This is a genomic window from Verrucomicrobiota bacterium (genome assembly GCA_039027815.1).
In the GTDB taxonomy this organism is placed as follows: Bacteria; Verrucomicrobiota; Verrucomicrobiia; order Verrucomicrobiales; family JBCCJK01; genus JBCCJK01.
Genome location: JBCCJK010000042.1, coordinates 1 through 23,296, shown reverse-complemented (window position 1 = coordinate 23,296; position 23,296 = coordinate 1). Strand labels below are relative to the sequence as shown.

General features: G+C 60.9%; 15 protein-coding genes. 10 read left to right on the top strand and 5 right to left on the bottom strand.

The window, feature by feature from the left end; genetic code table 11:
* Nucleotides 1-650 precede the first annotated feature (650 nt).
* Complete coding sequence (gene tal / locus AAF555_10560; protein ID MEM6912009.1) at nucleotides 651-1,622, bottom strand: transaldolase; 972 nt, start codon at nucleotides 1,620-1,622, stop codon at nucleotides 651-653.
* An 80-nt stretch (nucleotides 1,623-1,702) separates the two neighbouring features.
* Nucleotides 1,703-3,796, bottom strand: a complete 2,094-nt coding sequence (ppk1, locus tag AAF555_10555; GenBank protein ID MEM6912008.1) for a polyphosphate kinase 1 — start codon at nucleotides 3,794-3,796, stop codon at nucleotides 1,703-1,705.
* 378 nt (nucleotides 3,797-4,174) lie between these two features.
* Here ppk1 and AAF555_10550 point away from each other — a divergent pair, with 378 nt between their 5' ends.
* The 3 genes from AAF555_10550 (at nucleotide 4,175) to AAF555_10540 (ending at nucleotide 10,936) form a co-directional block, all read left to right on the top strand.
* Nucleotides 4,175-6,640: a response regulator gene (locus AAF555_10550; protein MEM6912007.1), complete on the top strand. Its 2,466-nt coding sequence runs from the start codon at nucleotides 4,175-4,177 to the stop codon at nucleotides 6,638-6,640.
* Between the two features lie 235 nt (nucleotides 6,641-6,875).
* Nucleotides 6,876-9,311: an Amuc_1098 family type IV pilus outer membrane protein gene (locus AAF555_10545; GenBank protein MEM6912006.1), complete on the top strand. Its 2,436-nt coding sequence runs from the start codon at nucleotides 6,876-6,878 to the stop codon at nucleotides 9,309-9,311.
* 62 nt (nucleotides 9,312-9,373) lie between these two features.
* Nucleotides 9,374-10,936 (top strand): hypothetical protein, encoded by a 1,563-nt coding sequence (locus tag AAF555_10540; protein MEM6912005.1) that lies wholly within the window; start codon nucleotides 9,374-9,376, stop codon nucleotides 10,934-10,936.
* On the opposite strand, the gene AAF555_10535 is transcribed toward AAF555_10540, so the two are convergent.
* From AAF555_10535 to AAF555_10525, 3 genes are all read right to left on the bottom strand, one after another.
* On the bottom strand, nucleotides 10,926-12,971 hold the full coding sequence (locus AAF555_10535; GenBank protein MEM6912004.1) for a DUF455 family protein: 2,046 nt from the start codon (nucleotides 12,969-12,971) through the stop codon (nucleotides 10,926-10,928). The two genes, AAF555_10540 and AAF555_10535, sit on opposite strands and share 11 nt — an antisense overlap.
* Nucleotides 12,968-13,345 carry a VOC family protein gene (locus AAF555_10530; protein MEM6912003.1) on the bottom strand — a complete coding sequence of 126 codons (378 nt, stop codon included), beginning with the start codon at nucleotides 13,343-13,345 and terminating at the stop codon, nucleotides 12,968-12,970. Before AAF555_10530 ends, AAF555_10535 begins: the two co-directional genes overlap by 4 nt.
* Nucleotides 13,346-13,439: 94 nt before the next feature.
* Nucleotides 13,440-13,853, bottom strand: coding sequence for an exosortase system-associated protein, TIGR04073 family (locus AAF555_10525; protein ID MEM6912002.1), 414 nt, complete (start codon nucleotides 13,851-13,853; stop codon nucleotides 13,440-13,442).
* A 163-nt stretch (nucleotides 13,854-14,016) separates the two neighbouring features.
* Here AAF555_10525 and AAF555_10520 point away from each other — a divergent pair, with 163 nt between their 5' ends.
* From AAF555_10520 to AAF555_10490, 7 genes are all read left to right on the top strand, one after another.
* Nucleotides 14,017-15,843, top strand: a complete 1,827-nt coding sequence (locus AAF555_10520; protein ID MEM6912001.1) for a GreA/GreB family elongation factor — start codon at nucleotides 14,017-14,019, stop codon at nucleotides 15,841-15,843.
* 51 nt (nucleotides 15,844-15,894) lie between these two features.
* Nucleotides 15,895-17,175 carry a phosphopyruvate hydratase gene (eno, locus tag AAF555_10515; protein ID MEM6912000.1) on the top strand — a complete coding sequence of 427 codons (1,281 nt, stop codon included), beginning with the start codon at nucleotides 15,895-15,897 and terminating at the stop codon, nucleotides 17,173-17,175.
* A gap of 19 nt (nucleotides 17,176-17,194) precedes the next feature.
* Nucleotides 17,195-17,560: a septum formation initiator family protein gene (locus tag AAF555_10510; protein ID MEM6911999.1), complete on the top strand. Its 366-nt coding sequence runs from the start codon at nucleotides 17,195-17,197 to the stop codon at nucleotides 17,558-17,560.
* A gap of 157 nt (nucleotides 17,561-17,717) precedes the next feature.
* Nucleotides 17,718-19,373, top strand: a complete 1,656-nt coding sequence (locus tag AAF555_10505) for an ATPase, T2SS/T4P/T4SS family (GenBank protein ID MEM6911998.1) — start codon at nucleotides 17,718-17,720, stop codon at nucleotides 19,371-19,373.
* Between the two features lie 13 nt (nucleotides 19,374-19,386).
* Entirely contained in the window at nucleotides 19,387-21,048 is a 1,662-nt protein-coding gene (locus tag AAF555_10500; GenBank protein MEM6911997.1) for a GspE/PulE family protein, read from the top strand.
* A 78-nt stretch (nucleotides 21,049-21,126) separates the two neighbouring features.
* Nucleotides 21,127-22,374 (top strand): type II secretion system F family protein, encoded by a 1,248-nt coding sequence (locus AAF555_10495; protein MEM6911996.1) that lies wholly within the window; start codon nucleotides 21,127-21,129, stop codon nucleotides 22,372-22,374.
* A gap of 31 nt (nucleotides 22,375-22,405) precedes the next feature.
* Nucleotides 22,406-22,999, top strand: coding sequence for a prepilin-type N-terminal cleavage/methylation domain-containing protein (locus AAF555_10490; GenBank protein MEM6911995.1), 594 nt, complete (start codon nucleotides 22,406-22,408; stop codon nucleotides 22,997-22,999).
* The last annotated feature ends 297 nt before the right edge of the window (nucleotides 23,000-23,296 follow it).

Below are 23,296 nucleotides of genomic sequence, written 5' to 3'. Positions count from 1 at the left end.
GGAAAAGGGATTGGTCGAAAACACCATCGGCCTCTATCGACACTTCTTCCCAAAGAAGACAGCCCTGCCAACCTCACCTGAAGAATATCGCAAAGCACAAGACCTCCTAAACAACCGACCCAGAAAATCCATCCACTTCCACAGACCTCAAAACCTCTTGGACAAAATCCGCATATAACTATACCATATTTATCGCTCCGTTGCGGTTTGAACGTCAATTCACATTCAAGGGCTCTTTCCTACAAAGTGTCCGTCCCTTTATTTACGCCTTTATTTACACGTCCCTTTATTTACACCTTTATTTACAATTTTTACTACAGAACTCGTTCAATCGCTCAAAGAGTCCCATGACTTGGTCTGATAGTCTTATACCAACCTCCAGAATTCACTGGAAGAATGGAGGGGAGGTGTAGTGGGGAAGAGGCGCTGAAGCGCGGGGAAGGGAGAGCCGGTGTCTTTCGAGCCAGCCCTGCGTTGCTCCTCGGTTACGGTGCCTGCACCGCACCCTTGTCGCGCCTTGGTCTGGCCCGAAATCCACTCGGCCATTCTACCAGCCAATTCTGCAGCTTGGTATTAGAACAAACGAAAAGCGGCTGCCTACAGTGGTAGGCGGCCGTTTTTGGGGTAGGTGGTTTTCGGAGACGAGGGCCTTACAGCTTTGCTTCGATGAGCTTTTCGAGTTTGACCATGTCGACGGCAAATTTGCGGATCCCTTCGGCGGTTTTTTCGGTGGCCATGGCGTCTTCGTTGAAGAGGAAGCGGAAGGTTTTTTCGTCGAGGTGGAGCTGTTCGATTTCGCTTTCCTTGGCGGCGGCTTCGTTCAGCTTTTCTTCCACCGGTTCCTGGCTTTCGTGAAGTTCTTTCAAGAGGCCCGGGCTGATGGTGAGGAGGTCGCAGCCGGCCAGTTCCACGATTTGCCCTTTGTTCCGGAAGCTGGCCCCCATGACTTCGGTCTGATAGCCGAATTTTTTGTAGTATTGGTAGATGCTTTGGACCGATTGGACGCCCGGGTCTTCCGCGCCGATGTAGTCCCGGCCTTCGGCTTTCTTATACCAGTCGTAGATGCGGCCAACGAAGGGGGAGATGAGCTGCACTTTGGCTTCGGCGCAGGCGATGGCTTGGGCGAGCGAGAAGAGGAGGGTGAGGTTGCAGTGGATGCCTTCTTTTTCGAGTTCTTCGGCGGCTTTGATGCCTTCCCAGGTGGAGGCGATTTTGATGAGGACGCGGTCTTTTGAGATGCCGTCTTTTTCGTAGAGGGCGATGAGCTGTTTGGCTTTGGCGATGGTGCCTTCTTTGTCAAAGGAGAGGCGGGCGTCCGTTTCGGTGGAGACGCGGCCCGGTACGATTTGAAGGATTTCTTTACCGAAGAGGATGAGGATGCGGTCGATGATGGCTTCCACGAGGGCGGGGCCGGTTTCACCGCTGCCTTTCAATTCGGCGACCGCTTGGTTAATGAGGTGGTCATATTCCGGCTTTTGGGCGGCGGCCAGGATGAGGGAGGGGTTGGTGGTGGCGTCCTGGGGCTGGTATTCCTTCATGGTTTCAAAGTCGCCGGTGTCGGCGACGACTTTGGTGAAGGCTTTGAGCTGTTCGAGTTGGGTGGTGGCGGTTGCGGTTTCCATGGAGTGGGTGTGGGGCGAGTGTTGTTTGAAGAGAAGTGTGGCGGATGTGGGGCGCTTGGCTAGTGGGATTCCCGAAAATCTCAGCTCGGGCGGTGGGGTTCGAGTTCGCTGGCGGCGGAGCGCTGGAGGCGTTTGGCGGCGGCGGTGGCTTTTTTATGAAGTTCTTCTTGGGCGCGGATGCGTTTTTGGCCCGATTTGGGGCGGAGACGCCGGTAGCTGCCGTCGGCTTGGATTTCGCAGGCTTGGAGGTTGTCTTTGAAGTAGTTTTCGAGGATGGCGAGGACGCGTTTTTTGGCGGCTTTTTCTTCGATGGGGACCATGAGTTCGACCCGTTTGTCGAGGTTGCGCACCATCCAGTCGGCACTCGAGAGGTAGGTGGTGCGGAGGCCACCTTGGTGGAAGCAGAGGATGCGAGCGTGTTCCAAGTAGCGGTCGATGAGGCTGAGGACGCGGATGTTTTCGCTCAGGCCTTTGACCCCCGGGCGGAGGCAGCAGATGCCGCGGATGTTGAGCTGGATGTCGACCCCGGCTTGGGAGGCGATGTAGAGGGCGTCGATGATTTCGGGGTCTTGCAGGCTATTGATTTTCGCGAGGATGCGGGCGGTTTGCCCTTGGCGGGCGCGCTCCGCTTCGCTCGCGATGAGTTCCAGTAGGCGGGGCTTGAGGGTGTGGGGGGCGGCGAAGATTTTCCGGTAACGCGGGATTTTCGAGCGGCCGCTGACGGCGTTGAAGAAGGCGGAGGCGTCGGTGCCGTAGTCGGGGTGGGCGGTCAGGAGGCTGACGTCGGTGTAGAGTTTCGCGGTGCCTTCGTTGTAGTTCCCGGTGCCGAAGTGGCAGTAGCGGCGGAGGTGCCCGCGTTCGTTGCGGATGACGAGGCAGATTTTGGCGTGGGTTTTGAGGCCTTTGACTCCGTAGATGATTTGGACGCCGGCCCGGCGGAGTTCTTCGGCGCGCTCGATGTTGCGGGCTTCGTCGAAGCGGGCCTTGAGCTCGACCAGGACGACGACGCTTTTGCCGTTTTCGGCGGCGCGGATGAGGGCGTCGATGATGCGGGAGCGTTTGGCGGTGCGGTAGAGGATTTGTTTGATGGCGAGGACGTCCGGGTCACGGGCGGATTCTTCCAGCAGTTGCACGATGGGCTCGAAGCTTTCGAAAGGGTGGTAGAGGAGGATGTCTTTTTCCGCGATGGCTTCAAAGAGCGGGGTCTGCGGGGGGAGGTCCGGCGAGCTGCGGATGGGCCATTCGGGGACTTTCAGTTCGTCGAAGCCTTGGGAGAAGGCCAGGTCCATGTAGCTGGTGAGGTCGACGATGCCCGGGACCCGATTGACTTCGGAGGGCTGGGCCTGGCTGAGGGTGGTGATGGCTTGGCTGAGGGAGCGACTCACGCCGCTGGTGATGTCGACGCGCACGGTTTCTCCAAATTGGCGGGCGGCGAGGACGTCTTCCATTTCGCCGGCCAGGTCGAGGGTGTCTTCGTCTTCCAGGACGATGTCCCCATTGCGAATGATCCGGAAGACTCCGGTGCTGCGCACTTTCTCTTCCGGGAAGAAGAGGTGGAGCATGCTGGCGACGAGGTCTTCCGATTTGACGTAGGTGTAGCCGGCGGATTCCGGGATATTGACTCGACGGGGGAGGTTGGGCGGGAGGGGCAGGATGGCGTAGCGAGGCGGGCCGCCTTTGGTGGGTTCGAGTTCGCAGGCCACTGTCACTTGGAGGGCGGGGGCTTCGAAGTCTTGGTTTTCCGGGTCGAAGGCGATGGGAGTGAGCAGTGGGTAGAGGTTGTCTTCGAAGTAGGCTTCCAGTTGGGCCAGTTGAGGGGGGGCGATCTCTCGGATCCGAAGGCGGGTGATGCCAGCTTGGCGGAGCGAGGGGAGGAGCGCTTCGTTCAAGAGGCGGTATTGCGCTTCGATCATTTCCTTGGCTCGGGCGCGGATGGCGCGCAGCTGTTGGTTCGGCGTGAGGCCGGTCAGGTCGCGAGCCCGGCTGCCGCTGCGGTGAAGCGCCTTCAGCCCGCCCACCCGGACGGTGAAAAATTCATCCAGATTGGACGCGGAGATAGCTAGAAATTTGAGGCGCTCCAGCAGGGGCAGGCTGTCGGAGGCGGCTTCATCGAGTACCCGTTGGTTGAATTCCAGCCAACTGAGTTCGCGATTGAAGTAGCGGTTTCTTTTCATGGGGCCGAGGCGGCGCTGGCGAGCTAGCAGATAGCACGAAACCAGGGCAGGGTAAACGAGGCCCGCTCAGGCTTTGGCCGCAGTCCGCGGCCGGGCGATCTTCCGTTTTTTAAAATTTTCCTTGAACTGTTTTTTTGAACAGTTTAAATGATCTGGTGAAATCACGTCGCTCCCCTTTGGCCCGCGTTTCTTGGTGGCAGAGATGCTTCGGCTTTTTCGGAGGCCGGAGACGGCGGAAAGCCTACCATCGCGAAGATCGCCTGAGCCGCCAACTGGAATTCCGCTTTTAACGGGGTCTCCTGGCGATCGCGGGGTGAGTTTTTGGTTTTCGCCAAGCGGTCTTCAGGTAAGCTGCGCTGCCATACGCGTGGTTCGTCTATGATCAACCGTCTCAAGAAGCTCGGCCTGACGTGGCGGATTTTCCTCTATTCGAATGCCTTGGTTCTGGTGGCGGTGGGGCTGAGTTCCACGCTGGCCTATTGGCAGAGCAAGGGCCATCTCGAGAGCCAATTGGGGCAGGAGCTGCTGGGCGTGGTGCGGACGGCGGCTCTTTCCATCGATGGAGATCGGCACGAGACGATTTTCCTCCAGGAAGATGGCGAGGTTTCCAGGCCGGGGGAGTTCGAGTGGATTCGCAAGCGGCTCCTCGATATCAAGAATGCCAATGTTCTCGGCCTGAATGAGGTGAGCAGCCCGGTCTTCACGCTGCGGCGTCAGGGCGGGGAGGGAGGCGCCCGGAGGCTGGAGTATGTCGTGATGTCCGACCCTGATCGCAAGAGCCAGGTTTTCACGGGCGCGACGGTGCCGGAGCGGGAGTTCCAGCGGCAGGCGCTGGCGGGCGAGGCGGCGGCCACTGGCGTTTACGAGGCGGGGGGCGGCATTTGGGTTTCGGCGGCCGCTCCCATCCGAGGCCGTTCGGGGGAGGTTCTTTCGATTTTGCAGGTGGATCGACCGGTGGGGTTTTTCTTCCACGAGGCGCGGGGACGAGCTTTGGCTTTGTTTGCGGCGGCGCTTTTGGGAATCGCCCTCGCGAGCTTGATCGCTTGGTGGGTGGCCCGGAGCTTTTTGGTGGTGATCGAAGCCATGCGGGAGGCCAGCCAGCGCATTGCCCGCGGGGACTTCCAGGCCCGAGTGCCCGAGGGCCGGCAAGATGAGCTAGGGGCTTTGGCGCGCGGCATCAATACCATGGCGGGTGAGCTGGAGATGACGCGGGCCGCGTTACAAGAGCAAGTGAGTGCAGCCAACTCGGCCCGAGCCGAGGCGGAGCGGGCGGATGAGGCCAAGTCCAATTTCCTGGCCAATATGAGCCATGAGATTCGCACGCCGATGAATGGGATCATCGGGATGACGAGCCTTTTGGAGGAGACCGAGCTGGACGAGACGCAGCGCGAGTATGTGGAGACGGTCCGGAGTAGCTCCGATGGCTTGCTGGAGGTGATCAATGACATTTTGGATTTCTCGAAGCTGGAGTCCGGGCTGATGGAGTTGGATCGACTTGGCTGCCGGCTGCGCCCTTTGGTGGAGGCGTCTCTCGATCTGGTGCGCGCGGCTGCCAACAAGCGGGGCATCGATCTGGCCTACTTGATCGAGGAGGAGGTGAGCGAGGGCCTTTGGCTCGATCCGCTGCGCTTTCGCCAGGTTTTGGTCAATCTCTTGAGCAATGCGGTCAAGTTTTGTGAGGAGGGCGAGATTTTCGTCCACATCGAGAAGGAGGCGCGCCCCGATCAAGAGGGGTTTTCTCTCTTGGTGCGGGTCAAGGACACGGGGATCGGCATTCCGGAGGATCGCCTGGGGGCCATTTTTGAGAGCTTCTCCCAGGTGGATGCCTCCACCACGCGCAAGTATGGGGGGACGGGCTTGGGCTTGGCGATTTGTCGCAAACTCTGCCAGCTGATGGAGGGGGATCTGGAGGTGGCCAGTCGCTTGGGAGAGGGCTCCAGCTTCACTATGCGGTTGCCCACCAGAGAGGCCGAACCGGCTCAGGCCGAGGGGCCGTCTTGGCCGGGGGTGGCCGAGTTTGCCGGGCTGTGTCTCGGGGTGGTGGATGACAATCCGACCAATCGCCGAGTGGCTGAGCAGTACGCCAAGCGCTGGGGCATGCGGTGCCAATGCTGGTCGAGCGGGCCGGCCGCCCTGGCGAGCGCCTTGTCCGGGGAAGAGGCGCCCGGAATTTGGCTGCTGGATGCTCTGATGCCGGAGATGGACGGCTTCGAGCTGGGCCGGGAGCTGCGGGCGCGTTTGGGGAAGGAGGGCAAGTTGGTTTTGGCTTCTTCGATCGGCGCGGGCGAGGCCAGGCGTCGGGTCGAGGAGGGGGTGTTTGATGCCATTTTGAGCAAGCCTCTCAAGCCGGGGGAGCTGGCGCAGGCCATGTGCCGGGTCCTCGGGGGGGGCGAGGCTGGCCAGGCGAGCGCCCCGTCTCAGGAGGAGGTCCGCGCGGTGGCAGGGAAACGGCGGCTGCTGGTGGCGGAGGACAATGCGGTCAATCGACGCGTTTTGGAGGCTCTTTTTCTCCGCTGGGGCTTGGAGGCGGACTTTGTGGTCAATGGGGCGGAGGCCGTCTCGGCGGTCGAGAGCCAGTCCTACGCCTTGGTCTTCATGGATGTGAGCATGCCGCTCATGGATGGGGTGGAGGCCACGGGGCGGATTCGCAAGGGTTTGGCCCCCGAGCGGCAACCCTTCATCGTGGCGCTCACGGCCCACGCCCAGGCCCAGGATCGCGAGCGCTTTCTGCGAGCGGGGATGGATGCATACCTCAGCAAACCGGTCCGTCCGGCTGAAATCCGCCGATTGCTCGAGCGGGAGGGACTCCTGCAAGTGGCCCAGACGGGGGCGGAGGGAGGCTAATACCAAGCTCCAGAATTCACTGTTAGAATGGAGGGAAGGAGGTGTGGGGAAGTGGCGCTGAAGCGCGGGGAAGGGAGAGCCGGTGTCTTTCGAGCCAATTCTGCAGCTTGGTATAAAGGAGCGGGGGCAGCCCGCTGAGGAGGGGCAAATATTTTGGTTACAAACCGAGATTTCGGTTATAGGTCACGACTGCCCTTTCGCCAACGCCTTCAAAGCAATCGATTTTCCAACCTCCATGCTCCAGCGATTTCCCCCCATCGCGTGCCTCCGGGTGGCCTGCGTCTGTGCGCTGGCATTTTCGCCTCTCAGTTTTTTGTCCGCAGGCGAGAAGGGCGTTTCTGCTTCCTCGCTCGAGCAACAAGAGAAGGCCCGGCGCCAAGCGGCTCTCGTGGCGGCCGAAGCGCGCTTGGCGGAGGCTCGGCTTTTTCAAGAGCAGGGCCGTGATGATCTCGCGACCGAGGCCTACCGGGAAGCCTTCGAAATGTTGCCCCCGGGGGAAGCTTCCCAGAATTTGCGGCAAAAAGCGATCCGAGGGTTCGCCCGCCATGCGGTCCGCCAAGCGGAGGCGCTCGGTCGCGATGGACGCTTCGCCGAGGCGGATGCCCTGTTGGCGGAGGTCCTCCGGCCGGAGGTCCATCCCGACTATGAGCCGGCCAAGGTGCTCCGGCGCCAATTGCTCGATCCGGAGCGTTTCGCTCCCGCGATGACCCCGGGCTTGCGGACGGAGATCGAGCAAGTGGTGCAGCTTTTGGAGGACGGCGGCTTTTTGCTGAGCGCTGGGCAATACAATCAAGCGAGAGACAAGTATGAGGGAGTCTTGCGGATCGACCCCACCAATGAAGCGGCTCGCCAAGGCTTGGAGAGGGTGGAGACTGCCATTTCGGACTACCTGGAGATCGCTCACAATCAGGGTCGGGCCACGATGTTGCGAGAGGTCGATGAAGGCTGGGAAACGGTGGTCCCCCTAAAAAACTTGGTCGATGAGTTTGGTGATTTGGCGATCGATTCGCCTTTGGAGCTTTTGGAACGAGGGCTGGAGAGCAAGCTGGAGTCGATCGTGCTGGAGGCGGTGGATTTTCGACAAGTTCCCTTTGAGGAGGTCATCAATTTCCTGGCCCTGCAGTCGATCGAAGCGGATCGTTTTGAATCCGATCCCGAGAAGAAAGGGATCAATTTCCTCATCGGTTTGGCGCCCTCCGCCCCCGCCAGGCAGGCCGAGGTGACCTTGAGCCTGCAGCGCGTGCCGGTCTCGGAGGTCCTCCGCTACGCCACCCAAGCGGCGGGCGTGAGTTACGTGGTCGAGCCCTTCGCCATCAAGATTCTCTCGCGGGGGGATGGGGACGGCACGCTCTTCGTGCGGGAATACCGGGTGCCTCCCAATTTTCTTTCGGTGACGGCGGGCAGCGAAGCTTCCGGGGTCGGCGATTTCGATCCTTTCGCCTCCTCCGGGCCGGCCAGTAGCAATGGACTGCTGCTGGAGCGGGTCAGTGTGGAGGACTTTTTGAAGCAGGCCGGGGTGGTCTTCGGGGACGGGGCCTATGCCCGCTACGTGTCGGCCACCAGTTCCCTGCTGGTTCGCAATACCCAATCGGGTCACAATCTGGTCCGAGACATTGTGGACAGCGTGACGGACGAGTCGCCTCGGCAGGTCCAGATTTCGACGAGGGTGGTGGAGGTCATCGAGGACGATGTCAAGGAGCTGGGCTTTGATTGGCTGCTGGGCTCGCTGGGGGTCTCCTCAGATCGCGCCTTCATTAGCGGAGGCACGGAGGGGGGCCAAAGTGAATTCCTTTCGAGTTTCCCGGCCACGGCGGCCGGGCCCTTCAACCCGGTCACGGCCGGAAATCGCTCGGGGGAAATCGGCTTTACTTCCGATCCGCTCGATGGCGTGCTGGCGGGAGACATTGGGGCCACTGGCTCCGGCACGAGAAGATCGCCAGGCGTGTTGAGTGTGGTGGGCGCCATGACCGATCCTCAGTTCCAGGTGGTGGCCCGCGCCTTGTCCCAGAAGAAGGGGACCGATTTGCTCATCCAGCCAAGTGTCGTGACAAAAAGCGGCCAGCGAGCCCGCATCGATATTTTCAAGGAGTTTTGGTATCCAAGCGAGTATGATCCGCCGGAGCTTCCCGATAGTGTGGGGTTCGCGCCCCTGGAGGGGATTGATGGGGATGGCGATGTCGAGCTGATCGTGAATGCGGAAAGGTTTCCGGTCACGCCCGCCAATCCGACGGCTTTTGTGCAGACCTACGATGGGGTGTCTCTGGAGGTGGACCCGATCATCGATGCTGGCGGCAAGCTGGTGGAGCTGAATTTGGTGCCCGAAGTGCGCGAATTTGAAGGCTTTGTGAATTACGGAACCCCCATCACTGAACTCATCAGCGGGGCCCGCGAACCGACGGTCCGAACAGAAAACCGCATTCTCCAGCCGGTCTTTCGGATCATCCGAAATCAGACGAGCGTCTCGGTTTACGATGGCCAGACGCTCGTGATGGGAGGGCTCTTGAATGCCTCGGTCTCGTCTTTCGAGGATAAGGTGCCTCTGCTGGGAGACATCCCGATCTTCGGGCGACTCTTCCGCACGCAAGGAAAACAGAACACACAGCGGATCATCTTGATCTTCGTGAAAGTTGACGTCATCGATCCCTCGGGCCAGCAGATTCGGGGCGGCTGAGCGGGCGGCCCGGCATCCTTTTTTTGACCTGATTCTTCGAGCTGCTAGGCTCGCCCCACCTCATGCCTCCCACCGAACCGCAAGACAAGGACGCTCTTCGTTATGAGGACATGATGGAGAGGCTCCGGGCTACTTCGTCTAGCTCTGAAAACGAGACGCGGACTTACGATCCAGAGACCGGACAAGTGCGGGTCCGCAAGCGCAAGCGCAAGCGCGGGAGCAGCCGCGCCAAGCGGGAAGCCCGTGCCAAGCGCGTGCGTTCCGTGAGCGTTCTTTCTTTTCTGGGGGTTTTGGTGCTCGCGATGGGGTGGTTTCTTCTCAATCAAGCGCACTACCGGTCCGAGAGCTTCTTGGAAGGGGTCCGTGAGACGGTGGCGGAGACGCTGGGACGGCCGATCGAGCTAGACGGCGTCGTCATGAGCGGCTTGCAGCTGGGGGCAGAATCCCTGGCCATGGCGGAGGATCCGGCAGGCGAGAGTCTTTTGGCGAGGGCCGAGGTCTCTGGGGTCTCGGGCGGGTTTTTCTCGCGCTCGCTCTTCGGGCAGCGCTGGGAGATGGATTTCATCCACGTCTTCGAGGCGGATCTTTTCTTCCAAGCCCTGGCCTCGGGAGGGGTCGCTCAGTCGGCCTCTTCCGAAGAAGAACTCCGGTTGGGCGGTCTTTTTCGCATCCCGGCCCGACCAGAGAAGGTGACCTTCGATCATCTGCGAGTTCGGGATCTCGATCTCTTTCTGGGTTCTTCGAGAGAGGCCCCCTATCGCCTTGAGGCGGCCGCCATGAGCTTGCGGACGCTCGCCGATTCGCAGCGGATTCGCTTGGAGCGAGGGATCCTCATCTTGGACGGGCTGCCCGAAATGAGCTTGGAAACCCTGGTGGCCCGCCAGACGGAGGGCAGCCAGTTCGAAGTGACGGAGGCGGTCTTGGGCTTGCCGCTGGGAGGCCGGTTGAGCTTGGCGGGGAGCTTGGACCCGGCTGCTTCCCGGGAGGGCTTGTTTTCCCTCTCGGTCGAGGAGGCCTCTCTCAAAGATTTTCTTCCGCGGGCCCTCAAAAGCAGGGTGGCCGGAGAGTTTTCCATGGCCGAGGCCAAGCTGCGGGTCCCTCTGGACGAACCCGCGGCCTGGAGTCTGGAGGGAGAGTTTTCCTTGGCGAAGGGCAGTCTGCGGAACCTGCCGCTGGTCTCCCTGGTGAGCTTGGCGACTTCCAACGACCCGGAGAGGCTGCTCCTTTTGGATGAGGTCGAGGGTCGCTTTCGCTGGAGCCAAGAGAGCCTGGTGCTGAGTGACCTCCGAGCGGTCGCTGACGGGACGCTCCAGTTTACGGGGGCGGTGACCCTCCGGAAGGATGATTCGGTGGAAGGGGCCCTCGAGATCTGCGTGGTGGAAAAGCTGGTGGCCCGATTCCCGCGACAAGCCGCCCAAGCCTTCCAGTCTCAGGGCAATGGCTACGCCTGCGCCGCGGTCACGCTCTCGGGCAATCTGGGCCTGATGCAGGACAATCTCTCGACCGAGAGGCCCTCTCGGCCCCAGCCGGTCGTTCCCACCCCCACCCCTCAGCGATTGACGCCCGAGGAGGAGCAAGCCCAGCAATTGGAGCTTTTGCGCCGAGGGCTTTTGCTCAACGAGTGAGCTGGCCGGTGAGGGCGGCGTGGAGTCGCCTCACGTCCCGACTGACCAGGAAAAGGGCGCCACAGGCGGAATCCTGCCTCAGGGCTTGGAGCGGGACGACCCCTTGTTGAAGATTTCGTTCCGGCTCGTCCGATTGCTCTTCGGGAAAGATCCTTTGCCAGTGAGCCAAGACCTCGGGCAAGGGGCGGCGGGCCCGTTTGCGAGTCACGATCAGAAACGCGCCATAGCTGGCGGGGTGGACCTTGCCTCGCAGGCCGAGGGCGTAGCGGCTCATGGTGACGCGCGGATTGAACTCGACCGCCGGGTGGAGCTGGAGAGCCCCTTGGGAATCCCGGTATACAAAAGCGTCCAGGCCACAGGGGCCCAGAAAGGCCTTTTGCGAGAGCGCCCTTTCGAGAGCTGGCAGGAGAGAGTCAAAGAGTGCCAGAGGCGCGCCGGGGCCCCGGCTTTCATGGAACCAACGGGTCACCTCGGTGGGCGCTCCTTTCAGCCACTTCGGGCCTACGAGGGTGCCGCGGTAGCGACCCCCAGCATCATTGACCAAGTGGGTCAGGCCAACCCGCTGGAGACCTGGGGCTCGCATCTCGAGCTGAAGGGAGAAGTCAAAGACTCGATCGAAATAGGGCTCCCCCAAGAGAGGGTACTTTTCGATCGCCGGGAGAGCGCCGGTTAAGGAGAGGCGCTGGTGACCCCGCCCGGCCAATCCGAAGGCCGGCTTGAGGAGCAGGTGCTGGTGGCCTTTTTCCGCCAACTCTCTCGCGTAGTCTTGCAAGTCCTCTTTGGAAGAGAGAATCCGGCCGAAAGAGGGCCTCCCCTGGGACTGCGACCATTCTTCGCGCAAGGGGTGGAACCAGATTTTTGAAAAGAGCTCTCCCCAAGCGGGCTGCCAACTCCAGGGATGATGAAGATGAGTCTGCCAGGGGGAAAGGATTTCCGGCAAAGTGGGGGCGGGAGCCCAGGGGCGGACGCGATGAAGCTTGCGGGCGGCGGGCCAGTCTTGGGAGTCCCGGTGGGCCCGCATTTCCGGGTAGGCGATCCCGAGTCGGCTCAGCTCCAGCCGCCAGTCAGAGGGGGCTTGGCTTCCGCTTGGCAAGAGCAGCAAATCGTCCCGACTTGCCAGGGCCAGGGGTAGGGTGGCGAGGTCCCGAGCCAGAACGGCCGCCATGGGATCACGTTCTCCGGGGATGCTCGCTTCGGCTTCCGGATTGAAGAGGTAGAGATCGGAGGTGCGGCCTCTGGATTGTTGGAAGATGCGGATTTCATTAATGAAGGGCGTGGGGAGGCCAGCGCGTTGGCGCCCTTCGACATTGAAGCGACCCAAGCCCCGGGCGCGGGCGGGAGAAAGAGGGAGCTGGAGGCGACTGCGGAAGCTTTCCCAAGGGTCTTGCCCGGGCGGGTGGAGGCGTTGGAACCAGGTCCATCCGTAGCGGACGTGGCCGATTTCATCGCGATAGATGCGGTCGAAGAGGGCGGCCGTTTCGCGATCGCCTTCCCGGGCGAAGAGTCCGCCGAAGTAGCAAGAGTAGTCGAGATTCGCTTGCTCGAAGGTCAGGCTCAGGCGGGAAACGTAGTCGAGCGGCGATTCCATATCCGAGACACAGCGCCAGAAGAAGGAGTTGACCCGATGTTGCCCGAAGTGAACGCCACAAGCACGCAAGCGCTCCTGGTAGAGTCGGGTGTGCGCCTGTTCCTCCCGCATGGTCTGGTAAATGCCTCGCCGAAAGGAAGCCGGGGCTTCGGGAAACTTTAGGAGCACGAGCGCCATGAGTTCAGTGGCCAGCAGTTCGTGATTGGCAAAGAAGTGGAGGAGGCGGCCGCGGTCTTCTTCGCCGCCGATTTCGTGGCGACTCGGAAGACCGGCCTCGCGATCCTTTCGATCAAAGGTGAGGGCGTCCGGTCGGCCGGGCGAGGCGGGGGTCAGGATGGCGGGGCCAGGCTGGTGATCGCTCACTTGCGAGAGCGGCGGGGCGCTCAGCTTCTCCTCCAGGGAGGAGGAAAAGAGGACCCGCTCGGCCACTGCCCGGATCTCACTCACGAACGCTCCAGGATTTCGACTTCGTAGCCGTCTGGGTCGGTCACGAAGGCCATTTTTCGTTGGCCCGAAGAAAACTTGTCCTTCCAATCGCTGGGCCAAATCTCGATTCCCGCCGACTCGACCTCTTCACAGTAAGAGAGGATGTCGGGCACGCCGAGGGCGATGTGCATGAGGTCTTCGGGAAAGCGGACTTCAAAGTCAGGCGAGTAAGTCAGTTCCAAAAAAAACTCGTTCCCGGGCAGCTCCAGAAAGGTGATCCGGTTGCCTTGCGGGGAGTCCTTGGTCTCGCCCTGCTTGAAGCCCAGTTTTTTGTAGAATGCCAGGGAGGCTTCCGGCTGGGAAACGCGAATGCGAGTGTGAAGAAACTTGATCATGAGTCAGCGAGTAGGCCGGTGCGGATTCGCGGGCAAGAAAAAAGCCGCTCCCCGGAGAAAGGGAAGCGGCTTTCGTGAAAAAGGGGCGGGTCGCTCAGGGGTAGGTCCGGGTGTGCGGATACTTGCTTTCGAAGGCCAGCTCGGGTGGATAAGCGTCGTAGCCGGTGTTCGGATTGATGTAGTCCTTGTTCCAGATAGGAGGGCGATAGGTTTCCTTGTAGGCCGGGAAGGGAAAGGTGACCACTTCGAAGGCTCCGTAGCCGATGCGGACCACCATGCGCTTGACGCCGAGCGTGAGTCCGGTCCCGAAGGCGGCGCTGGCATTGCCCTTGTCGCGCTCACGAATCATGGTGATGGGCACTTCGGTGATGCTATAGAGGAGATTGGAGAGACCGCGACCGAGCTTGATGCTAGGGCCGTAAGAATCGCGGATCGGGTCCTGGATGTCAGCGAGGGCCGAGCCGGCCGAGACGCTGGTGAGGAGGAGGGCGGCGAGGAGCTTTTTCATGACGTCCAGAAGGTTAGAAGGAGTTGGGGGGGCTTGGCAACCCTCTTTTTGGTTGGCTCGAGGGTTTTTTGCCAAGGCAGAAGGGAACAAGCGGGTTGGCTCCTCGCTATTAAAGGAAATCTTCCTTTGCATGCGCACGCGCTGTTTTCTATGATCGCCCCGAATGAACGAGGAGTTGGTAGAATTGGTGGAAACCGGGCGCCTTTCGCAAGCGGATGCCGAGCGTCTGGACCGGATTTCCCCGGGGAAGTTTTGCAATCACCGGAGCTGGGGCGGAGGGGAAATCAAGGAATGGAGCCTGCGGGAGGGCAAGCTGGTCATCGATTTTGAAGGCAAGCCGAATCATGGCCTGGGCCTCAAGTTCGCGCTCAAGTCCTTGGAACCCATTTCCCAGGACCACGTCATTGCCCGCCGTTTGAAAGACCCGGCCGCGCTCAAGACGCTGGCCAAGGAGGAGCCAGTGGAATTTTTGCGGGAGGCCCTCAAAAGCCACGATGACAAGATGAAGCCCGATCAAATCGAGGAGCTGGTGAAGGGCTCGCTTATCCCGGAGGCCGATTACAAGTCGTGGTGGGAAGGGGCCAAAAAGAAGCTGCGCCAAGCCCGCGATTTCAGTGTGCCGCAGCGTCGGACGGAGTTCATCGAGCTTCGCAGTCAGGAAATCAGCGCCGCCGAGCACGTGGTGGGGGAGCTGCGGGAGGCCCGGGATGTGAAGTCCAAGCTGGTGGCACTCAAGGAAATCCGGAGCGATCTCGGTCTCTTCGAAGGGGAAACCGAGACCCTCCAGGCGGCCCTGGTCGAATTGGAGGGCGACTTGTCTTCCCTCCTAAAAATGCAGCCGCCGGCCGCCATCGAACTGATGGTGCTGCGCAACGAAATTTTGGCGGAAGTGCCGGCGCTCGACTACCAACGGGTCCGGCTAATCGAAATCCTCCAGCAGGAGCGGGAAAACTTGGCCGAGACGCTCCAAGGCATGGGCGTGGGCATCTTGCGAGCGGTCATGAGTGCGCTTCCAGAGGCCTATCAGGAGGAATGGTCTTCGGTTTTGTTGGCGCAGTTGCGCGCCATGGCTCCGCGACCGGTGGCCGAGGGCTGCCGTTATCTCATCGAACAAGGCCAAGGCGAGCCTCTCTTTGAGTTTCTCCGACTGGGTCTTCAGGATCGCTCTTTGACCGACGAAATCCTGACTTGGATTTGCCGTGAACGAAAGGGTTTGGCCGAGCCGGTTTTCGATGCGGAAGTGGCGGGCGCCATCGTGAATTCGCTGGAGCAGCAATACTACGACGAGGAGAAAAAGGCCGGCAGCAAGCTGCAAGAAACCATGGTGAATGACCGGGATCTGATCCCCGATCTCATGGACCAAGCCAGCAAGCAGGAAGTGCGCTTCTTCACCCGTCGCCTCCTCTCCACCCCGGTCTTCGATGACCTGACGCGGAAATCACTCTTGGCGCGGGTGATCAAAAAGCATCCCGCCATCCAGGACATTGTGACCGGTTCCGAAGAAGTCGAAGAACCGAAAGAAGACCCCACCTTGATTGTCTCTTGGGACAGCTTGCAAAAGCGCAAAGAGGAGTTCGAGGACTTGGTCAACAAACAGATCCCGGCCAACACCAAGGAAATCTCCATCGCCCGCTCTTATGGAGACTTGCGAGAGAACTTTGAGTTCAAAGCGGCCAAGCAGCAGCAGGCGGTGCTCTTGCGTCGCAAGGAGGAACTTGAGCGGGAGATCGATCTCGCCCGCGGCATCAATTACCAGGACGCGGATCCCTCCCGAGTGAACATCGGCACGGTGGTCAAGCTCTCGAGCGAGCAAGGTGAGGAAACCCTGACCATTTTGGGCGCTTGGGACAGCGATCCTGACCAAGGCCTCATTTCCTACAAGACCACCACGGGCAGCGCTCTTTTGGGCGCGCAAGTCGGTGCCGAGGTCCACCTGCCCACCGAACCGCCCCGGGTCGTCAAGGTCCTGGAAATCTCAAAATACGCCTGAAGGCCCCCTTTTCACCCACTTCCCCAAACACACCACCAGCTCCATCCCACCATGGCTCAAACGACCATCCAAAAAATCACCGGCCGCCAAATCATCGACTCACGAGGCAATCCCACCGTGGAGGTGGACGTGCTCCTGGAGGGCGGCGTCCTCGGGCGCGCGGCTGTTCCCAGCGGGGCCAGCACCGGCGTGAATGAAGCGCTCGAACTGCGTGATGGAGACCAGACCCACTACCTCGGAAAAGGCGTGCTCCAGGCGGTGACCAATGTGAACGAGAAAATCGCTCCGGCCTTGCTGGGCAAGGACGCGACCGATCAGGCGGGCCTGGACGGGCTCATGCTGGCGCTCGACGGCACCAAGAACAAAGCCGAGTTGGGGGCCAACGCGGTGCTCGGCGTTTCCCTGGCCTTGGCCCAGGCGGCCTCCCGCGGAGTGGGGCTCCCGCTTTACAAGTATTTGGGCGGACCGAATGCCAAGGTCCTCCCCGTTCCCATGATGAATATCGTGAATGGCGGTTCTCACTCGGACGCGCCCATCGCCTTCCAGGAGTTCATGATTCGCCCGGTCTCGGCGCCGACCTTCAGCGAGGGGCTCCGCATGGGCGCGGAGTGTTTCCACAGCTTGAAAAAGGTGCTCCATGATCGCGGCCTGTCCACGGCGGTCGGTGATGAAGGCGGCTTTGCCCCGACCTTTGGCGGCACGGAGGACGCGCTCGACACCATCCTCCAAGCCATCGAGAAAGCCGGCTACCAGCCGGGTCACGATGTGAAGCTGGCGCTCGACTGCGCGGCCTCCGAGTTCTTCGAAGAAGGGCGCTACAACTACGCCAAGTTCGAGGGCGAAGGCGGGGCCGTCCGCAGCTCCCAAGAGCAAGCGGCTTACTTGACCGAACTCGTCGACAAGTATCCGATCGACTCCATTGAAGATGGCTGTGATGAAGGCGATTGGGACGGTTGGAAAGTGCTGACGAACCAGGTCGGGGATCGCTGCCAGTTGGTGGGGGACGATCTCTTTGTGACCAATGTGGAATTCCTCAAGAAGGGAATCGAGCTCGGAGTGGGCAATTCCATCCTGGTCAAGGTCAACCAGATCGGGTCCTTGACCGAAACCTTGGACGCGGTCGAGCTAGCCATGACGAACCAATACACGGCCGTCATCAGCCACCGCTCGGGCGAGACCGAAGACGCCACCATCGCGGACATCGCGGTCGCGACCAATGCCGGGCAGATCAAAACCGGTTCCATGAGCCGGTCCGATCGGATCGCCAAATACAACCAACTCCTGCGCATCGAGGAAGAGCTGGGCGACCGAGCAGTTTACGGCAGCCGCTGATTGTGCGTAACTACGCCTCATGCGAATCGAACAAGACGAGTTCCGCTGGGACCAGTCTGCGCACGAACCACCGCCGCGTCAGCGAACGGGACTGGTCGGCCATGCCATTCGTTTCGTCGTCTTGCTCATCGCACTGACCCTGCTGGTAGCGCTCTGGGCCCTCTTCCAGCCACAGCTGGACCGCCAAGCGGCCTTGCAGAAAGAGCTGGCCGAACGCGAGCGGCAGTTGGCGCAAGTGGAGCGGGAACGTGATCTGGTAGAGCGCCAACTAGCCTTGGTTCGCCACGACCGGGAATACCTCGAAATCATCGCTCGAGATCGGCTCCACTTGCGGCGGCCAGGCGAGACGATTTTGCGAATCCTTCGTCCTTCCGACGAGGACTGAGCCGACTTGGCGGACTCTCCCACGGTCGAAAAGGCGGAAAACCCGGGTTTTTCCGCCATTTGCACGTCCCGACGTTGACATTCATTCGGGGAGATCCCTTACTATCGGTCCGCCTCGCCCACCGCCGTCAGTCACCACCCCCCAAACGGAAACCCCCGTGTATAGCGATCCAGAAACCCTTGTCGAATTGCTGCAAGAAGCAGGCTACCTCGGGGCCCCCGAAGTGGAGGAAGCGCGCTCCCAGCTCGGGCAGAGCGAAACCATCATCGAAGGCCTGCTCAAACAGAACAAGGTCAGCGAACAAGACATCGCCAAGACCTGCGCCGTCAATGCCAGCATGGACTACCTCGATCTGGACGGCCTCATGCCGGATCAGGAGTTGGAGCAATACTTGTCCAAAGACGCGGCCAAGCGCTACCTGGCCGTGCCTCTCGGCTTCGACGCCGGCGCCCTCAAGGTGGCGGTGGCCGATCCGCTCAACTTTGAAACCATCGACAGTCTGCCCCACGTCTCCTCCGTGCCGGTCGACCTGGTTTGCGCCGACTACTCGGCCGTCAAACGCTTCATCGCGGAAACCTACGGCGAGCTGGAAGAGGCGCAGGCGTCCATCGGTGGCCTCGGGGGCGAAGGTTCGGCCGATGATGCGGACGCCCCCGTCATCAAGCTGGTCACGCAAATCCTGTTGGACGCCTTCAAGGCCAAGGGCTCGGACATCCACATCGAGCCACTGGAGGAATCCCTGCGCATCCGCTATCGCCTGGACGGGGCTCTCCACGAGGTAGCCAATCATCCGCGCAAACTGGTGCCGGCAGTCATCAGCCGGATCAAGATCATGACGGGCACCATGAGCATCGCCGAAAAGCGCCTCCCGCAGGACGGCCGCATCCAGATGAAGTTGGGGGACCGCGACGTCGACCTGCGGGTCTCGACCGTGCCCACCAACCATGGCGAAAGCATCGTAATGCGGATTCTCGACAAGACCGCGCTCCTCCTGGGCTTGCCAGAGTTGGGCTTCTTTTCAGACGACCAAGACACCTTTGAAAAACTGATCGCCCTGCCCGACGGCATCCTCTTGGTGACCGGGCCGACCGGCTCCGGCAAGACCACCACCCTCTACGCTTGTCTCAACTACATGAACAAGCCGGATCGCAAGATCATCACGGTGGAGGACCCAGTCGAGTATGAAATGCCCGGCATCAACCAAGTCATGGTCAAGGAAAGCGTCGGCATGACCTTCGCCGCCGCCCTGCGAGCCATCCTCCGGCAAGCCCCGAACATCATCATGATCGGGGAAATCCGGGACTTGGAGACAGCCCAGATCGCCATCAATGCCGCGCTCACTGGGCACCTCGTCTTCAGCACCCTGCACACCAATGATGCGCCCTCGGCCGTGGCCCGTTTGGATGACATCGGGGTCAAGCCCTTCCTGATTTCGAGCGCGGTCCGGGCCGTCTTGGCCCAGCGTCTGGTGCGGAAAAACTGCAAGGATTGCACGGAAGACTCCCAGCTGACCGAACAAGAAATCCGCACCCTCCAGCTCGACCCCTCGCAACTGGCCGACGCCCAGATCCGCATCGGACGGGGCTGCGCCCGCTGTCGCCAGACGGGCTGCCGGGGCCGCTTGGGGCTCTTTGAGATCTTTGAGCTGGATGATGAGATCAATCACCTCATCAACGAAGGGGCCTCCACCCCCAATCTCCGTCGACGCGCCCGCGAGCTTGGCATGCGCACCCTCCGGGAAGACGGCGTGCGCAAAGTGCTGGCCGGGGCCACCCGCGCCTCCGAAGTGCTGCGCGTGACCATGGACACCTAAGCCCCCCCTGCCGATGCAACCAGACTACGTAATCGATCTTTTCAAACAGCGGGGGTATCTCGACGAAGAACTCGCTGGCTCCATCTCGGAAGAAGCCAGCCATGGCAGCAAGGAAATCGACGAGATCCTGAAGAACTTCGGGGTCATCGAAGAAAAGAATCAAATCTACGCCGTCTTGGCGCAGGATCTGGGAGCGGAATTCGTCGACTTGGATGGCTACGTCCCCCCTGCCGAGCTGGTGGAAATGATCCCGGCCGGGATGGCCCGCCTGCACGGAGCCTTTCCCATCAATGCGGCGGAAGATGGACTCCACGTGGCTTTCGTCGACCCCTTCAATCCCCAAAACGTCGAGGATCTCCGCTTCGCGCTGGGCAAAGAAATCGTGGTGGTGGTGGCCGACGCCACCCAAGTGGACGCCCTGATCGGCGAACACTACGGCAGCGGCACCAGCGGGGTGAGCGAACTCCTGGGGGATCTCAACGCCCCGAGCAGCGACGAAGACCTGGAGCAGGAGGCCAACTCGGCCCCCATCGTGCGCTTCGTGGACCTGGTGCTCTTGCAGGCCATCCGGGAAAAAGCCTCCGACATTCACTTCGAACCCTTCGAAGAGGACTTCAAAATCCGTTACCGCGTCGATGGCGCGCTTTACGAAATGGCGCCCCCTCCCCGGCATTTGGCCCTCTCGGTCATCTCCCGGGTCAAGGTCATGGCCAACCTCAACATCGCCGAACGCCGGATTCCTCAGGACGGTCGGATCGAAAAAAGCATCAACGGCAAGCCGGTCGATCTCCGGGTCTCCACCTTGCCGACCCAACACGGCGAAAGCGTTGTCCTGCGGGTGCTCGATCGCTCGGCCGTCAACCTGGACCTGGACGCCCTCAAGCTCCCGCAAGACGTCCACCACTACATCTGCGACACCATCGAAAAGCCGAACGGGATTTTCATCGTCACTGGGCCCACCGGAGCCGGCAAGACCACCACGCTCTACGCCGCCCTCCGGCGGATCAACACCATCGATCACAAGCTCCTGACAGCCGAAGACCCGGTCGAGTATGACATCGACGGCATCATCCAAGTGCCGGTCAATGATGGCATCGGACTCAACTTCAGCCGCGTCCTGCGGGCCTTCCTTCGCCAGGACCCGGATCGCATCATGGTGGGAGAAATGCGGGACTTGGAAACGGCTCAAATCGCCATCCAAGCCTCCCTCACCGGCCACCTCGTCCTCTCCACCCTCCACACGAATGACGCAGCCGGGGCCATCACTCGCTTGATCGACATGGGCTGCGAACCGTTCTTGGTGGCGGCCACCTTGGAAGGGGTGCTCGGGCAACGACTCCTGCGGACCATTTGTCCGGACTGCAAGGTCTCCTACGAGCCGAGCGAAGCCGTCCTGGCCCAGTTGGGGCTCTCGGCCCACGAATTGGGAGACAAGGATTTCTACACCGGCAAGGGCTGCGAGAAATGCGGCAACTCCGGCTACCGCGGGCGCCGCGGCCTCTACGAACTGCTCGACGTCAATGACGAGATCAGCGACCTCATCGTGCAGCGGGCCCCCACCATCGTCATCCGCCAAAAGGCCATCGAACTCGGCATGCGGACCCTGCGGGAGGACGGCTTGGCCAACATTTACGAAGGGAACACCACCATCGAAGAAGTCCTAAAATACACTTGATCCCGGCGAAAGCCTTCCGAGCGTTCTCGCTGGCGACTTCCCGCTCACTTTTCCATCCCCCCTTAGCAAACTCCCATCATGCCAAACTTCGAATACCTCGCCATCGACGCGAAAGGCGAACAGACCAGCGGCACCTTGCAAGCCGGGTCCGAGGCCGCCGCCATTGCCGAGATCAAGAAACTCAATCTCTACCCCACCAAGGTCATCACGGCTGGGAAGGGCTCGCTCGGCGTAGGCAAGAAAACGGCCAAGAAGAAAAAGAGCAAGGTCTCCGGCGGCGGCAAAATCAAGAGCAAGACCCTCATGCTCTTCACCCGCCAGTTGGCGACTCTCATCGACTCGGGCCTCCCTCTGCTGCGCAGCCTGACCGTTCTGGGCAAACAGGAAAAGGACCCCGCCCTCAAGGGAACCATCAACACCTTGGCGGACTCCGTCCAATCGGGCGGGACCTTCTCTGAAAGTCTCTCGCAACACCCACGCGCCTTCAACAAGCTCTACGTCAATATGGTCAAGGCGGGGGAACTGGGCGGGGTGCTCGAAATCGTCCTCCAACGCTTGGCCGAATACCAAGAAAAGGCCCAAAAGCTCAAGAACAAGATCGTCTCCGCGATGACCTACCCGCTCATCGTGATGTTCATCGCCGTCTCCATCATGATTTTCCTGATGGTCTACATCGTGCCCAAATTCGAGGCCATCTTCGCGGACATGCTCAAGGGCAAGCCGCTCCCGCCCTTGACGCAATTCGTGATCGGCGTCTCCGACTTCATTTCCGGGCAAATCCTGATCATCCTGGGAGGGGCCATTGTTTTGATCATCGCTTACAAAGTGATCTCCGCCTCCAAAGCCGGGCGCGTGGTCGTGGACCGCTTCAAATTGAATGTCCCGCTCTTCGGAGACCTCCAGCGCAAAAGCGCCATCTCCCGCTTCAGCCGGACCCTGGGAACCTTGGTCACCTCCGGGGTGCCCATTCTCCAAGCCCTCAACATCACCCGGGAGACCGCCGGCAACGTCGTCATCTCCGGCGCCATCAGCAAAGTCCACGACAGCGTGAAAGAAGGCGAGTCGATCGTGCAACCGCTGGAAGCCAGCAAGGTCTTCCCCCCCATCGTCATCAGCATGGTGGACGTCGGGGAAGAGACCGGGCAACTGCCGGACATGCTCATGAAAGTGGCGGATGTCTACGACGATGAAGTGGACAACGCGGTCTCCGCGCTCACCTCCCTGCTGGAGCCCATCATGATCGTGTTCTTGGCGCTCGTCGTCGGCACCATCGTGCTAGCGCTCTTCATGCCGCTCCTGACCATCATCCAAGAACTCGGCCAGTAAGCCTCTTCCTACCAAGCCCTCTTCCGCTCTCGTGATCGCCCCTGCCTCCCCTCCCCTCCGCCGCCAAGCCGGCTTCACCCTGATCGAGCTGATCGTGGTCATCTCCATCGTGCTGGTCTTGGTGGGGCTGACCATCGGGGGGGTCAGCATCGCGCAGCAGCGGACGGCGGCCGGCAAAACCGAAACCCAACTGAAAGCTATTCAGATGGGCCTCCAAGCCTACTACCGAGACCAAGGGGAGTTCCCCTACCCGGCCGGGACATTCAGCAGCCTCCCTCCTCAGGAGTACTTGTATGCCGCCCTCACAGGCGATGAAGCACCGCTGGATGGCCTGACGGATACCGGCCAGACCGCCTACCTCCCCGAAATCGTGCCGGGAGAAGCTCCCAAACCGGCCTACCGCGGGGGGAATCTCGGCCTGGTAGTCGGCACCCTGTCCAACTCCTTCCAGTTGGTGGATGGGTGGAGCCAGCCCTGGAACTACCAAAACCGGGAAAACCAGAGTCAGGCCTATCCCGGAAACAGCTTTGGAGTGAACGACGAAACCAACCGCGGCTCCTACCTGCTCTTCTCCTACGCCGGGAAAGACGACCATGCCGAAGAGGTGTGGATCAAAAATTGGTGATCCCTCTCCCAGCAAGCCGCCGGCTCACGTAGCCGAACGACCGCCTGCTCCGCGGCGCGGAGACTGGAAGCGGTCTCGCAAATAGAAGTCGTGTTCTTTGTGAGGTGTATAGGAGTCGTCGATGCATAGGGTAGAGAACCAATGGGATATCGCGAAGACCATCCTAGCCGAAGCCCCCCGAAAACTACAGTAGCAAGCTTTCCCCGGTGGCCCGCGACGTCCCCGGCGCGGTGGGGGGAGACTTCTTGTTCTGGGTGCAGCTGATCCCAAGTGATAGGTAGCCGGAAAGGCCTTGGG